We start from the raw sequence: 13,996 nt of genomic DNA, 5'->3' as shown, positions 1-13,996 counted from the left end.
TAAGGCCTCACGCGGCAATGCCGGCCATCATCAGGCCGAGGGTCTGTTCACCGGCATCGGGCGTCTTCTCGCCGACGACGTGGCCGGCAAACATGACAAGGATACGGTCTGAAAGGGCGCGGATTTCATCGAGCTCGACGGAAACGAGCAGGATCGCCTTGCCCGCATCGCGCATCTCGATGATACGGCGGTGAATGAATTCGATGGCGCCGATATCGACGCCACGCGTCGGCTGGCCGATGATGAGTGCCGTCGGGTCGCGCTCGATTTCGCGGGCAACGACAATCTTCTGCTGGTTACCGCCGGAGAAATTGGCTGTCTTCAGACGGGGGTTCGGCGGGCGGATGTCATATTTCTCAATCTTCTCCATCGCGTCCTTGCGGATCGCCTCGAGATCGAGCAGCGGACCTTTGCTGTAGGCGGGCTTGCGGTGATAGCCGAGGACGGAATTCTCGTATTCCTCGAACTTGAGCACGAGACCCATATGGTGGCGGTCTTCGGGGATATGGGCAAGGCCGAGTTCGCGCAACCGCGCCGCATCGGCCTTGTCGATCGGCTGGCCATCGACGAAAATCTCGCCGGAATGCGGTTTGCGGATGCCGGCGATCGCTTCCAGAAGCTCGGACTGACCGTTGCCGGCCACTCCGGCAATACCGACGATCTCACCGCCACGCACATCGAAGGAGACGTTGTCGACCATGGTGACGCCGCGATTGTCCTTGACGGTAAGGTTGCGCACCGAAAGCACGACGCCACCTGGCGTCGCCTGGCCCTTTTGAACGCGCAGCAGCACGCGGCGGCCCACCATCAATTCGGCGAGCTCTTCAACCGTGGTTTCCGCGGTCTTGCGGGTTGCTACCATTTCGCCCCGGCGCATGACCGAGACGGTGTCGGTAATGGCCATGATCTCGCGCAGCTTGTGCGTGATCAGAATGATCGTCTTGCCCTGGTCGCGCAGCACCTTGAGGATACGAAACAAATGGTCGGCCTCAGCCGGCGTCAAGACGCCGGTCGGCTCATCCAGGATCAGGATCTCGGCGCCACGATACATGGCTTTCAAGATTTCGACGCGCTGCTGCAAGCCGACCGGGAGCTGCTCGATCAGCGCATCAGGGTTCACTTCCAGGCCATACTCCGTCTCCAGCCGCTTCAACTCAGCCCGCGCCGAGGCAACGCCCCTTGCCAGCAGCGCGCCGCCTTCGGCGCCGAGCATGATGTTTTCTAGCACTGTAAAATTATCGACCAGCATGAAATGCTGGTGAACCATGCCGATACCGGCTGCGATCGCGGCCTGGCTATCGCGGATAGTCACCGGCGTGCCGTTGACACGGATTTCGCCAGCGTCAGCGTGGTAAAAACCATAAATGATCGACATCAACGTCGATTTACCGGCGCCGTTTTCCCCGATGATGCCGTGGATCGTGCCCTTGGCGACGGTGAGATTGATGTCCTTGTTTGCGTGAACGGCACCGAACTTCTTGTCGATGCCCACAAGTTCGATAGCGGGCGTGTCTGTCACTGCAGGCTCCAATACGAAAAGGGCGTATGGCGGAAAAACCGGCCGCCATACGCCCCATCTCAGTGGCGGATCACTTCGGGCAAGAATTGTCCGTCGTATAATCGTGGACCTTGATGGTCCCTGCGATGATATCAGCCTTCGCCTTGTCGACGGCAGCCTGCATTTCCGCCGTGATCAGCGGCTTGTTGTGCTCGTCGATCGCAGCAGCGACGCCATCTTCCTTGACGCCGAGAGCCTGCATGCCGCCGGCGAACTTGTCGTTCTTGGCGTCACTGTAAGCATTGTAGACAGCCAGATCGACACGCTTGACCATCGACGTCAACACGGAGCCGGGATGCAGATAGTTCTGGTTGGAATCAACGCCGATCGAGAGCTTCTTGTTGTCGGCCGCCGTCTGGAGCACGCCGAGACCGGTTGCACCTGCCGCCGCGTAAACGACATCGGCGCCCTGATCGATCTGGTTCTTGGTCAGTTCACCGCCGCGAACGGGGTCGTTCCAGGCTGCACCGGTCGTGCCGGTCATGTTCTGGAAAACTTCGACGTCAGCCTTGACGGAACGCGCGCCCTGCTCGTAGCCGCATTCGAACTTGCGGATGAGCGGAATGTCCATGCCGCCGACGAAGCCGACCTTGCCGGACTTCGAGGCCATTCCGGCGAGAACGCCAACGAGGAAGGAACCTTCTTCTTCCTTGTAAACGACCGAGCGGACGTTCGGCTTGTCAACGACGGCATCAACGATGACGAACTTGGTATCCGGGAATTCGGCGGCGACCTTTTCGATCGCCGAGGTCCACGCGAAGGACACAGCTACAACCGGATTGAAGCCGCGGCTTGCGAAGTTGCGGATGGCCTGCTCGCCCTGCGTGTCGCCGGTCGGCTCGAAGTCGCGATAGGCAATGCCGGTTTCCGCCTTGAACTTCTCGGCACCGTTATAGGCAGCTTCATTGAAGGACTTATCGAACTTTCCGCCGGTGCCGTAAACGAGTGCCGGCTTGATGTCGGCGGCAAGCGCCGTCGTGGACATCGCAGCCACAGACAGGAGCGAAAGAAGGGTTTTTTTCATAATGCAGCCCTATTGTTGCTATTTGTTTGGGTCCTCCCGCAAGCCTGTTGCAGGCATGTCTGCGGAACCACCGGCCTCCCCCGAGACCTGGCTGGGCGCATCCTTGCATGTGCTACGAAAAAATTCACGAGAAATTTTTCGGCTGGTAAAAATTCCCCGTCGATGCTGAAAATCAGCCCAAGAGGGCTGATTTTCGTGCAAAACCGCCGCTAAAAGTGCGACTTTACCGAGCAATCGGGCAACTGACGCCGGTTCCGCGGAGCCCGCGATAGCCGTCCGGATTCTTGGCCAAATACTGCTGGTGGTAGTCCTCGGCATGGTAGAACTCGCCGGCCGAAGCGATCTCCGTGGTGATCTTCAAGCTGCGCCCGGCGGCTTTAAGCGCTGACTGGAAGGTATCGCGCACCGGCTCTGCGGTCGCCAGCTGTTCAGCTGTCGTCGTGTAGACGGCGGAACGGTAGGTCGTTCCGATGTCGTTGCCCTGGCGCATCCCTTGTGTCGGATCGTGCTCTTCGAAGAAGGCCCGAAGCGGCCTCAAAGCGAATACGTCAGAGCCGCCCGTCTTGTTAGGCGGTGAAGCGGCCCGCCACCGGCGGCTTCTTGTAGCCAATCATCCACAGCAAGAGAGCGATCACCAGAAAGATGGCAAAGGCCGGCTGCAACATCAGCCACCCGAACACGAAAGCATAGAAGCGCGGGTGCACATAGTAGGAAATCGACGCCTGCAGGGCAGACAGCGACGAAGGGCTCAAATCCTGCCAGGCATCGCCCATGGGTGTCATGACAACGGCGGATGCAGCAACGGACTGGATTGAATCGATCGTTCCCGCAATGACGGCCGCAGCGAGCGCAACAAGGCTGGTCAAACGCAACAAGAAACGCATCGATCCCTCCGACGCCCCACCGCCGGATTTTCCGGTCAGCCGCGCCATTCCCTAACCGAGCCAATAGATAATTATCGCGATGCATAAGCGCAATGGACAGCTTTGCCGGAGTTTTGTCGGAAGAGGTCAAAAAACTGTTAGATTTAGGTTGATCCCCGAGAATTCATCGGTATATATCGCGCCGTTCCGACGATTTGCTCCTCTCCGGGTGCGAAACGCAAATGGACAGGTGGCCGAGTGGTTGAAGGCGCACGCCTGGAACGCGTGTGTACGTGAAAGCGTACCGAGGGTTCGAATCCCTCTCTGTCCGCCATTTTTTGGATTTATGCCTTTTACAGGGAACTTAACATCGCGGTTGCCGATCGAGTGTCGCGTATTCAGCGTCGTCTCGATACGCCTGCCCTTTCGCAACTTGCCCGACTGCCTGCGCGACCTGAATATCATCGCAACGGTACATTCATCTGGCGGGGCGCTTGGCTCAATGCCAGCCCAACGGGACACATAATCGCAGCATTGCACTTGGTTCAGGTCATCGCCGCATGACGACAGCGACCTTATACCCGCGAGTTGGAAGCGAGTTTGACTTGCAAGGGACGGCTACCGCGGTTAAGCGAACCTTTCAACGGTGGACAGAGTATGGCAAGCAGCAGTAAGGCACGTAACATCATCAAGCGCGTTTTGTCGGAAAACGCCCGCGAGTATGCATTTCAATATGCGCTTGCGATCGCATGCCTTGTCATCATCTCGCTTTCGACGGCGTTTATCGCTTGGATCATGAAGTCTGTCATCAACGCGGCATTTGTCGAGCGTCGCGCGGATCTCGTTTGGGGCGTTTGTCTGGCAATCTTCATCGCCTTCGTACTGCGGGGATTTGCCAGCTATGGCCAAGCCGTAATTCTCTCAAAAATTGGAAACAACATAGCAGCACGATATCAGGTTCGAGCCTACTCCCATCTTCTCAAGCTATCGCTTGGATTCTTCAATCAGACGCGATCTGCGCGGATTGTTGCTCGATTGAACCAGAATATAAGCGGCGTACGGGATGTTATGAACCTCACGATCACATCGACAGTGAGGGACTTGCTCACATTCGTGTCGCTCGTGAGCGTCATGTTCATGCAGGAACCCTGGCTCAGCTTTTTTGTCTTTCTTGCGGCGCCTCCGCTCAGCTATGGACTGCGCAAACTGTCCAAACGCCTTCGCGCCGTGACAAGCGAAAACATTCATGCCGGCAGCTATGTATTCAGCGCCATGCAGGAAACGGTGCAGGGCATTGCCGTCGTCAAGGCGTTCACCCTCGAGAAGCCGCTTCAACAAAAGTTCGACGGGTTGCTTAGCGTGTCGGAGCGGCGCGCGAACAAGATCACTCGCGTTTCTGAACGATCCGGACCGCTGATCGAGACCGTCGCAGGCTTTGCTGTCTCGGGTGTTATCGCCTACGCCGCCTATCGGTCGGTCTACTACAATGTTCCGCCAGGCGGCTTCCTGTCGTTCCTCACAGCGCTTCTGCTCGCCTATGACCCGGCTCGACGGCTGGCGAGGGTGCCGGTTCAGCTAGCCACCGCTGTTACCAACGCTGAAATGATCTATGAACTCCTCGATACGGAGCTGCACCAGCGCGATCTGCCCGATGCGAAGCCGCTGGTCGTCACCGACACCCGGATCGAGTTCCGCAATGTATCCTTCGGCTATGGTCACGATGAGGTCCTCAAAGAGGTCAGCTTCGTTGCCGAAGGCGGCAAGACGACCGCGCTTGTTGGCCCTTCCGGAGCCGGAAAGTCGACGATCATCACCCTCATTCCGCGGTTCTACGACCCGAGGGCGGGAGAGATTTTGATCGATGGCCAGGATATCGCCCACGTGACGAAGCAGTCGCTGCGCGAGCAGCTGGCCTATGTCTCCCAGCAGCCATATCTCTTCGAGGGCACGATCCGCGACAACATCCGCTACGGCCGTCCCGAGGCGAGCGATGAGGAGGTGGAGCGCGCCGCGAGACTTGCCTACGCCCACGACTTCATTCTCGCCCAACCCCAGGGCTACGATACGCCTGTCGGCGAAAATGGCGTCACGCTTTCGGGCGGTCAGCGCCAGCGCCTTTCGATCGCGCGCGCCCTGGTCCGCAACGCGCCCATCCTCCTTCTCGATGAAGCGACGTCAGCACTCGATACGGAATCGGAAGCCGCTGTTCAGAAGGCGCTCGATGAGGCGATGGTGGGCCGTACAGTCGTCGTCATTGCCCATCGGCTGTCGACTGTTGTTGGCGCCGACAAGATCGTTGTCATGCAGGATGGCCGGGTTGTGGAGGAAGGCAATCATGACGGCCTTTCCGAAAAGGACAGCCTCTATGCGCGTCTTACGCGTCTTAGTCATGCTAACAGATGATCGTTTCCGGATTTTGGACATTCCAAATTCGGACCTGCGGTACTCCTATCCACGCGCTTTCGCAGGGCTAGCGATCCTTGCCTTCCCAGCCGAAGACGCTTCTGCCGCCCCAGTCGGGTGAATTGCGGAACTCGCCGGCGACGATTTCCTTGAGATCGGGACCGGTGACATATCGCTCCAGCTCGCGGGACTGATCGTCGAGGCGCTTCAACGCCTGCAATTCCTCCTCGCGGCCGAGCCGGCCTTTTTGAACCGCCGATTTCATCACCTTGATCGTCTCGTCATAGACCTTCAGCGGAACAGGAAAAGGATGCCGATCCTTGCCGCCATGGGCGAGCGAGAAGCGCGCGGGATCGGAGAAGCGGCAGGGCGCGCCGTGAACCACCTCGGCAACCATTGCCAGCGCCTGCACCGTTCGGGCTCCGACGCCGGGCACGAGCAGAAGCTCTTCGAAATCTTCCGGTCCGCGATCGGCAGCGGCGGCGAGATTGCCGTGAAGGCGTCTCATGTTGACGTCCTTTTCGCGAACGTCGTGATGGGCCGGCATGACGAGATGCGGCAGAAGCGGCTGGTCCGGCTGCGGCGAAGGCTTGGAGCTGTCGAGCGCCAGAGCCGCTGCCTCCCGCACGATGCGATCCGGGCCGAGCGTTGCGAGGAGCTCGAGCTGTCCGCTGCGCGAGCGCTCGGCACGCCTGTCGGCGAGATTGATGATATTGCCCCGGCTGCGGCCTTCGATTGCGGCATGCGGTGAATCGACGAAACTTTCGAGACCTTCCGACAGCCAGTGATAGCGCCGCGCCTGGCGCTTGTCGCCGTTCATGCCCTGCTGGACGACAACCCATTTGCCGTCGTCGGTGACAATGAAGCCATGGAGATAGAGATCGAAGCCATCCTGAACGGCGGCGCTGTCGACTTTGGCGACAAGCCTGCTCGCCGTCGCAAGCGAACCACCGTCGAAACCGACGCGATTGCCGATGGCGACGAGCTCGTCCGGGGTCTTGCGGGAATGCGAACCACGGCCGCCGCAGACATGCAGGCCAAGCTCGCCGGAAAGCGGCGTCAGCCCGCGTTTGAGAGCGCCGAGTACACTGGTGGTTATGCCCGACGAATGCCAATCCATCCCCATGACAGCGCCGAAGGACTGGAACCAGAAGGGGTGGGCGAGACGCCGCAGCAGTTCGTCGCGGCCGTAATGATGGACGACCGCTTCGGTGATCACTGCGCCGAGCTTCGTCATCCGCGCGCCGAGCCATCTCGGAACTCTCCCGCCATGCAAAGGAAGGTCAGCGCTGCCTGCTCGTTGTGCCATGCCCACACCATAGCCGGTTTCGACCGTTGAAGGAATCTTTTCCTCCGTGCTCGTGCTAGTCCGTGAGCTCGATCGAGACCGGCGCATGATCGCTTGCATGCTCCCAGCCGCGGACCTGCTTGTCGACCTCGCCGCTTTGCAATCGTTCCGCAAGAGCTGGGCCGAGGAGAAAATGATCAAGCCGAAGCCCGGCATTCCTGCCCCAGGCATTCCTGAAGTAATCCCAGAATGTGAATATCTGCTCGTCCGGATGCAGCTTGCGGATCGCATCCGTCCAGCCTTGCTGTACGAGCGCGTGAAAGGCCTCGCGCACCTCGGGACGGAAAAGCGCGTCGTCCAGCCAGCGCTCCGGTTTGTAGACGTCGAGCTCGGTAGGCATGACGTTGTAATCGCCGATAAGCGCCACGGGCACATCGAGCGCGAGCAATTCGGCTGCATATTCATGCAAGCGCGCGAACCAGCGAAGCTTGTAATCCCATTTCGGCCCCGGCGCGGGGTTGCCGTTCGGCAGATACAGGCAACCGATCAGGATGCCGTTTACCGCAGCCTCGATATAGCGGCTGTGGCTGTCGTCAGGGTCATAGGGCAATCCCCGCCTCGTCAGCACCGGTGTCGCGCCGCGCGCCAATATCGCCACGCCGTTCCAGCTCTTCTGGCCATGCCAGACCGCGCCATAGCCAGCGGCTTGCAGCTCCTTACGCGGGAACCTGTCGTCCGGCGCCTTGAGTTCCTGCAGGCAGACGATGTCAGGCTTTGCGATCTTCAGCCAACGGAGCAGCACGGAAAGGCGGCCATTGATGCCGTTGACGTTATAAGTGGCGATCTTCATGCCGCGAAGACCCGCGGCTCAGATCGCAGAAGAATTCGGGTCTGGCTCATCGGGCGTCCTCCAGCATGGAAACGCATGGTGAAGCAGGAAGATGCGCCGAACCAGAGGCTTGTTAAAACAAAGGCGCCGGCTGCGAGGCACCCGCCGCCTTTGGGGAGGAAAGCCCGAGGCTTACACTTAGGCTGCAGCCGCAGCGAAGCCGGAGGTCGGAACTTCCGAGATCGTCTTCAGGACCTGAGACGCGATCTGGTAAGGGCAGCCCTGCGAGTTCGGGCGGCGGTCTTCCAGATAGCCGCGGTAGTCGTTCTTGACGAAGGAATGCGGAACGCGGATCGAGGCGCCGCGGTCAGCAACGCCATAGGAGAACTTGTTCCACGGAGCCGTCTCGTGCTTGCCGGTCAGACGCAGGTGGTTGTCCGGACCATAGACGTCGATATGGGCCATCAGGTTCTTGTCGAACTGAGCCATCAGAGCTTCGAAGTAGGCCTTGCCGCCGACTTCGCGCATGAACTTGGTCGAGAAGTTGCAGTGCATGCCCGAGCCGTTCCAGTCGGTGTCACCAAGCGGCTTGCAGTGATACTCGATGTCGATGCCGTACTTTTCAGTGAGGCGCTGCAGCAGGTAGCGCGCCATCCAGATCTGGTCGGCGGCCTTCTTGGACCCCTTGCCGAAAATCTGGAATTCCCACTGGCCCTTGGCCACTTCGGCGTTGATGCCTTCATGATTGATGCCGGCAGCGAGGCAGAGGTCGAGATGCTCTTCGACAATTTCGCGAGCAACCGGGCCGACATTGGCAGAGCCGACGCCGCAGTAATACGGACCCTGCGGAGCCGGATAGCCCTGCTCCGGGAAGCCGAGCGGGCGGCCGTTTTCGTAGAAGAAGTATTCCTGCTCGAAGCCGAACCATGCATCCTCGTCGTCGAGGATGGTCGCGCGGCTGTTGGACGGATGCGGCGTGACGCCATCGGGCATCATGACTTCGCACATCACGAGAACGCCGTTCGTGCGCGCCGGATCCGGATAAACCGCGACGGGCTTCAGCACGCAGTCAGAGCTGCGGCCCTCGGCCTGCATCGTGGAGGAACCATCGAAGCCCCACAGCGGAAGCTGATCGAGTGTCGGAAACGCGTCAAATTCCTTGATCTGCGTTTTGCCGCGCAGGTTCGGCGCCGGTGTGTACCCATCGAGCCAGATGTACTCGAGCTTATACTTTGTCATTGGCCAGTCTCTCAAACGTAGGTGTGAGCAAATCCCGAAAGCGACCGCTAAGCGCGTGCTTGATCACCACCGGTTGGCTCATAACAAGCATGCGCCGTGCCAGTTCGAAGAGGCGGCCCCGACTGCGACAAAACGCGCACCCGCCATCGCCGTCCCGTCAACCACCAACGTTCAAGAAAAGCGAGGGATTATGGCGTGGAACCCGCCGGGTCGCCGAACGTTTTCCGTTCGAATGCCAAACGCTCCAAAAAGATGCAACACTGGCCGATATTTGCGCGCTTTATCAAGTGCTTATGAATCTGACAATTATTGCCGTATTTTTAGGCTGTTTGCGTAAATGATGAGCAATTGCTATCATCATTCCCCGACAACCGGCATGCGCAGATGATGGAAGGCGATTCGATGCCAGCAAGTCTTCACCGCGAATCCGCGAAGATCTATCAGTTCCCTGTAAAATTCCGCGGGCGGGACGAACGCCTTGGCACCCGCCAGCCGCTCGATATCGATCCGGATATCTGCGATGCTGCGTTCGATTGCTGGTATCACGAAGACGCGATCCGCGAAGCGGAAGAAAAGCTGAAACCGCAAGCCTAGAGCCTTTCAAGGCTGAATGCCTTGACGATACGCGCAGCGGGGAACAAGCGTCCGCGCGGTCAGTTTGTCTTCCATGACAAGGAAAGGCATCGTCCGTATTGGCATATCCGGCTGGACCTACGCACCGTGGCGCGGGGTATTTTACCCGAAAGGCCTGACGCAGAAGCACGAGTTGCACTATGCCTCGCGGCATTTTCCCTCAATTGAAATCAACGGCACGTTCTACGGATTGCAAAAGCCACATGCCTTTGCAAGCTGGCGGGAGGCAACGCCGGACGGCTTCGTCTTCGCCGTCAAAGGCTCACGCTATATCACGCATTTGAAGCGCCTTCGCGATATCAAGACGCCGCTTGCAAACTTCATGGCATCCGGCCTTCTGCGGCTCGGGCCAAAGCTCGGGCCCATTCTCTGGCAGTTTCCGCCGCGCATGAAATTCGATGCCGAGCTCTTCACTCGGTTTCTCGCATTGCTGCCAAAGGACACGGACGAGGCGACAAAACTTGCGAAACAGCATGACGATCGGCTGAACGGCCGCGACTGGCTGGAGAGTGATGTGAAGCAACCGCTTCGCCACGCCTTGGAAATCCGCCACGACAGTTTCTGCACCAAGGAATTCGTCGAATTGCTGCGCGAGCACAGGGTCGGGCTCGTCTGCGCCGATACCGTCCAGTGGCCGCTCCTGATGGATGTAACCGCAGACTTTGTCTACTGCCGTCTTCACGGGTCAGAACAGCTTTATGTCAGCGGCTACGACGATGCAGCGCTCGATGTCTGGGCCAAGCGGATCGCGGCATGGGCTGGCGGGCGTGAGCCAGCGGATGCCAATCGCATATTGCCGCCCGGCAAAACCTCGGCCAAGGGTCGCGACGTCTACGTCTATTTCGACAACGATGTAAAGGTGCGTGCGCCGAAGGATGCGCGCTCGCTTGCCGAGCGACTAGGGGTCGCCACGTTGCTCGAGGACGTAACCATACCAGCGCCACGGAGGAAAAGCCGACGGGTCGAGGAGCAGGCTAGGCCGCACTGGCCGGCGCCATGATCCCCGTCAGACAAGAACCGCCTGCTCCGTGCGGTCTTCCGCGCCGAAGAATTTGAGGTAGCGCTCGACCTCCGCCGGGTCGCCAGTTGCCTTTTGGGGATTGTCGGAGAGCTTGACCGCCGGGTGGCCGTTCGCCTCGCTGACCTTGCAAACGATCGAGATCGGGTTGAGGCCGGAAATTTCGGTCGGCGCGCAGCCCGAAAAATCGTTGGTCAGATTGGTGCCCCAGCCGAAGCTCATGCGCACGCGGCCTTCGAAATGCTTGTAGGTGTCGATGATCGCATCGACATCAAGGCCGTCCGAAAAGATCAGCAGCTTCTGGCGCGGATCACGCCCCATCTTCTTCCACCACTCAATGATCTTCTCGCCACCTTCGATCGGCGGCGCGCTGTCAGGACGGAAGCCTGTCCAGTCCGCCACCCATTCCGGCGCGTCGCGAAGGAAGGCGGCAGTGCCGAAGGAATCCGGCAGAACGATCAAAAGGTTGCCGCCATAGAGCTTGTTCCAGTCGCGCAGCACCTTGTAGGGCGCATGGCTGAGCTCCTCGTCGGTCTTCGTAAGTGCCGCCGTGACCATCGGCAGCTCGTGCGCATTCGTGCCGACCGCTTCAAGATCGGAGTCCATTGCGAGCAAGACATTGCTGGTGCCGGTGAAGGCAGGACCGATCCCTTCCTTGAGCGCTTCGACACACCAGCGCTGCCAAAGAAAGCTGTGGCGGCGGCGGGTGCCGAAGTCGGAGATACGCAAGCCGGGCAATTCGCGCAGCCGCTCCACCTTCGACCACATCTTGGCTTTGGCGCGTGCATAAAGCACATCAAGCGTAAAGGGACCGAGCGCCCTCATCGCCGAGCGCGAGCGCAGCTCGTTGATGATCGCCAGCGCCGGGATTTCCCACATCGTCGTTTCCTTCCACGAGCCATGGAAGTCGAGGACATACTGACCGTCCTTTTTCGACAGCTCGTACTCCGGCAGCTGGAAATGAGAGAGCCAGGCGAGGAACTCCGGCTCGAAGATCTGGGCCCGACCGTAGAAGCTGTTACCGGCAAGCCAGATCATCTCCTTCTTGGAAAGGCGCAGGGTGCGCGCGTGATCCAGCTGCTCGCGCAATTCCCCCTCGTCTATCTCTTCGGCAAGACGGACGCGCTTTGTGCGGTTGATCAAAGTGAACGTGGCGTTGACATCCGGATAGAGCTTCCAGATCATCTGCAGCATCAAAAGCTTGTAGAAGTCCGTATCGATAAGGCTACGGATGATGGGATCAAGCTTCCACGCGTGATTGTAAACGCGCCTTGCGATATCGGTCTTGGCCATGCTTCACCACTGCCGATCCGGTCGGGTGCCATAACAGACCGGCACACACGACGACCGGCTCGTGCGCTTCCTTATCGAAAAATCAGCGGGTAAAGTCCAGCGTAAATGACCCGCCGCCGAAGCGGCGGGCTCTTCCGATGATCGGCTTGAGATCAAAGCCTTATTGCGCAGGCTGAGACGGCGCGGGTGTGGCGGGCGTCGCAGGCTGGACGTTCGGAGCCGCTGGCGCATTCGGCGTTTCAGTTGGAGCGGAACTGCCGTTCTGCGCGGACGGCGATGCTGGCGGCGCCGGCTGCTGAGACTGCATTTCCTGTCCGGGTTGCTGTGACGCGACCTGATCGGCTTCACGCTCGCCCCAGATTTCGACCGGAATCCAAACCAGGAAAGCAAGAACCAGCGCAGCGAGCAGAACCATCAGGATGCGGGAACCGGTGCGCCCCTGCTTTGCTGCCGTTGGGGTGATTTCCTCTTCCACATGGAGCTTGCCGTCGGATTCTTCCCAGCGTTTTTCCATCTGATGAGCCATCCTTGCCTCCTTCCGATGTCTCGCGAAACGGATCGGCCGCTTCGGCAATCAGTAAGGACAACGAACTTATGGCCCCATGGTTCCGGCTGGTTCAGTACCCCGCAGTCCGGTCCACGACGAATTCCAGCGGCTCGCCACGCTCAAAACGGGCGATCTGTGTCTCGACATGCCGGAACAGCGCGGTCTCTTCAGAGATTGCGGCATCGTGCGGGGTGATAAAGACGTTTTCCAAGCCCCAGAGCGGATCGTCCGCGGGAAGCGGCTCGACCTCGAACACATCGAGCGAGGAGCCCCCAAGCACACCGCTTTCGATTGCAGCAACGATATCGCGCTGCACCTGGCTCTTGCCACGACCGGCATTGATGAAGACCGGCTTTCCAAGTGCGCCACCCTGACGGAGCTTGGTAAACAGCTTGGCGTTGTAGAAGCCCGTGGTTTCAGGCGTCAGCGGCAGCAGGCCGACGAGAAAATCGGTCTTCGACAAGAAGTCATCGAGTTCGCTTGCATCGAAAGTTTCGATGCCGTCGAGTTGCTTGCGGCTTCGCGACCAGCCGATGACATTGAAACCCATGACCTTCAGCTTGCGAACGGCATCCTGCCCCAGCACGCCCAGCCCCATGACGCCGACTGTGATTTCCGCCGCTTCCGGCGGTGCCGCCTTGCCCCAGATACGATCGCGCTGGTGCCGGTCGTGCTCGCGTTGCTGGCGCAGATGCATCAAACACTGCATGACCACCCATTCACTCATGCGAACCGTCAGGCTGCGATCAACGAAACGGACGATCGGAGCATCCGGCAGCCCCGGAAGCGGCAGGATGCTGTCGACACCGGCGCCGCCCGAGAAGACGATCTTGAGGTTCGGCGCACGATCGAAGAGATCGGCGTCGGGTTTCCAGAGGAGCGCATATTCGGACGCGCTCAGATCGCGGCCCTTATTCGAGGGATCGGCGAGATTGATACTGCCGCGATCCGAGAATGCGGTTTTAAGAATACGGGCGATCCCGTCGGGATTGAATTTCAGATCGACGATAACGGGAGGTCTTGCGGCCATGATCTTCTTTTACTGCTGGACGACAGGCGTCGGCACTGCCTCGATGTTGAAAGCGGCGGCCATCAGGGCCTTGGTATAATCATCTTTCGGTGCTCGGAAAATTTGCGCCGACGGCCCCTGCTCCACGACCTTGCCGAAGCGCATGACGATGACTTCGTTGGCGAGCGCTTTGACGACCTTCAGGTCATGGCTGATGAAGAGATAGGCCAGATCGTGCTTTTTCTGCAGGTCGCGCAGGAGATCGACGACCTGTGCCTGCACGCTCATGTCG

General features: G+C 59.5%; 12 protein-coding genes, 1 tRNA gene and 2 pseudogenes. 4 read left to right on the top strand and 11 right to left on the bottom strand.

Annotated elements, in window-relative coordinates; genetic code table 11:
• Nucleotides 1-7: 7 nt before the first annotated feature.
• The 4 genes and pseudogenes from ACPYOI_RS11540 to ACPYOI_RS11525 form a co-directional block, all read right to left on the bottom strand.
• Entirely contained in the window at nucleotides 8-1,519 is a 1,512-nt protein-coding gene (locus ACPYOI_RS11540) for an ABC transporter ATP-binding protein (RefSeq protein ID WP_481419919.1), read from the bottom strand.
• A gap of 70 nt (nucleotides 1,520-1,589) precedes the next feature.
• Nucleotides 1,590-2,582 (bottom strand): BMP family lipoprotein, encoded by a 993-nt coding sequence (locus ACPYOI_RS11535; protein ID WP_481419920.1) that lies wholly within the window; start codon nucleotides 2,580-2,582, stop codon nucleotides 1,590-1,592.
• Between the two features lie 223 nt (nucleotides 2,583-2,805).
• A pseudogene (locus tag ACPYOI_RS11530) lies at nucleotides 2,806-3,111 on the bottom strand (peptide-methionine (S)-S-oxide reductase); the annotation flags it as partial.
• Nucleotides 3,112-3,148: 37 nt separating this feature from the next.
• Nucleotides 3,149-3,466 (bottom strand): hypothetical protein, encoded by a 318-nt coding sequence (locus tag ACPYOI_RS11525; protein WP_481419921.1) that lies wholly within the window; start codon nucleotides 3,464-3,466, stop codon nucleotides 3,149-3,151.
• 223 nt (nucleotides 3,467-3,689) lie between these two features.
• Here ACPYOI_RS11525 and ACPYOI_RS11520 point away from each other — a divergent pair.
• Nucleotides 3,690-3,779, top strand: a tRNA-Ser gene (locus tag ACPYOI_RS11520).
• Nucleotides 3,780-4,102: 323 nt separating this feature from the next.
• Entirely contained in the window at nucleotides 4,103-5,848 is a 1,746-nt protein-coding gene (locus ACPYOI_RS11515; RefSeq protein ID WP_481419922.1) for an ABC transporter ATP-binding protein, read from the top strand.
• A 67-nt stretch (nucleotides 5,849-5,915) separates the two neighbouring features.
• On the opposite strand, the gene ACPYOI_RS11510 is transcribed toward ACPYOI_RS11515, so the two are convergent.
• The 3 genes from ACPYOI_RS11510 to ACPYOI_RS11500 form a co-directional block, all read right to left on the bottom strand.
• The gene (locus ACPYOI_RS11510) at nucleotides 5,916-7,157 is read right to left on the bottom strand and encodes a DUF763 domain-containing protein (RefSeq protein ID WP_481419923.1); all 1,242 of its coding nucleotides are present in this window, start codon (nucleotides 7,155-7,157) and stop codon (nucleotides 5,916-5,918) included.
• 55 nt (nucleotides 7,158-7,212) lie between these two features.
• A complete protein-coding gene (xth, locus tag ACPYOI_RS11505) occupies nucleotides 7,213-7,986 on the bottom strand; it encodes an exodeoxyribonuclease III (protein WP_481422880.1) in 774 nt (257 codons plus the stop codon).
• Between the two features lie 177 nt (nucleotides 7,987-8,163).
• Nucleotides 8,164-9,204, bottom strand: a complete 1,041-nt coding sequence (locus ACPYOI_RS11500) for a glutamine synthetase beta-grasp domain-containing protein (RefSeq protein WP_481419650.1) — start codon at nucleotides 9,202-9,204, stop codon at nucleotides 8,164-8,166.
• Between the two features lie 402 nt (nucleotides 9,205-9,606).
• Between ACPYOI_RS11500 and ACPYOI_RS11495 the strand changes: the two genes are divergently transcribed.
• Nucleotides 9,607-9,798, top strand: coding sequence for a DUF2735 domain-containing protein (locus ACPYOI_RS11495; RefSeq protein WP_481419651.1), 192 nt, complete (start codon nucleotides 9,607-9,609; stop codon nucleotides 9,796-9,798).
• A gap of 73 nt (nucleotides 9,799-9,871) precedes the next feature.
• Nucleotides 9,872-10,837, top strand: a complete 966-nt coding sequence (locus tag ACPYOI_RS11490) for a DUF72 domain-containing protein (protein WP_481419652.1) — start codon at nucleotides 9,872-9,874, stop codon at nucleotides 10,835-10,837.
• Nucleotides 10,838-10,843: 6 nt separating this feature from the next.
• Here the strand turns inward: ACPYOI_RS11490 and pncB are convergent, their stop codons facing one another.
• The 4 genes and pseudogenes from pncB to ACPYOI_RS11470 all read right to left on the bottom strand — a co-directional run.
• Entirely contained in the window at nucleotides 10,844-12,148 is a 1,305-nt protein-coding gene (pncB, locus tag ACPYOI_RS11485) for a nicotinate phosphoribosyltransferase (RefSeq protein ID WP_481419653.1), read from the bottom strand.
• Nucleotides 12,149-12,308: 160 nt separating this feature from the next.
• Complete coding sequence (locus ACPYOI_RS11480; RefSeq protein ID WP_481419654.1) at nucleotides 12,309-12,674, bottom strand: hypothetical protein; 366 nt, start codon at nucleotides 12,672-12,674, stop codon at nucleotides 12,309-12,311.
• 91 nt (nucleotides 12,675-12,765) lie between these two features.
• Nucleotides 12,766-13,725, bottom strand: coding sequence for a 2-hydroxyacid dehydrogenase (locus ACPYOI_RS11475; RefSeq protein ID WP_481419655.1), 960 nt, complete (start codon nucleotides 13,723-13,725; stop codon nucleotides 12,766-12,768).
• Between the two features lie 9 nt (nucleotides 13,726-13,734).
• Nucleotides 13,735-13,996, bottom strand: a pseudogene (locus tag ACPYOI_RS11470) (microcin ABC transporter ATP-binding protein); the annotation flags it as partial.

The organism is Rhizobium sp. SVR5-2C (assembly GCF_056755115.1).
The sequence above is the reverse complement of the archived record's forward strand: the minus strand, read 5'-3'. Positions and strand labels throughout refer to the sequence as shown.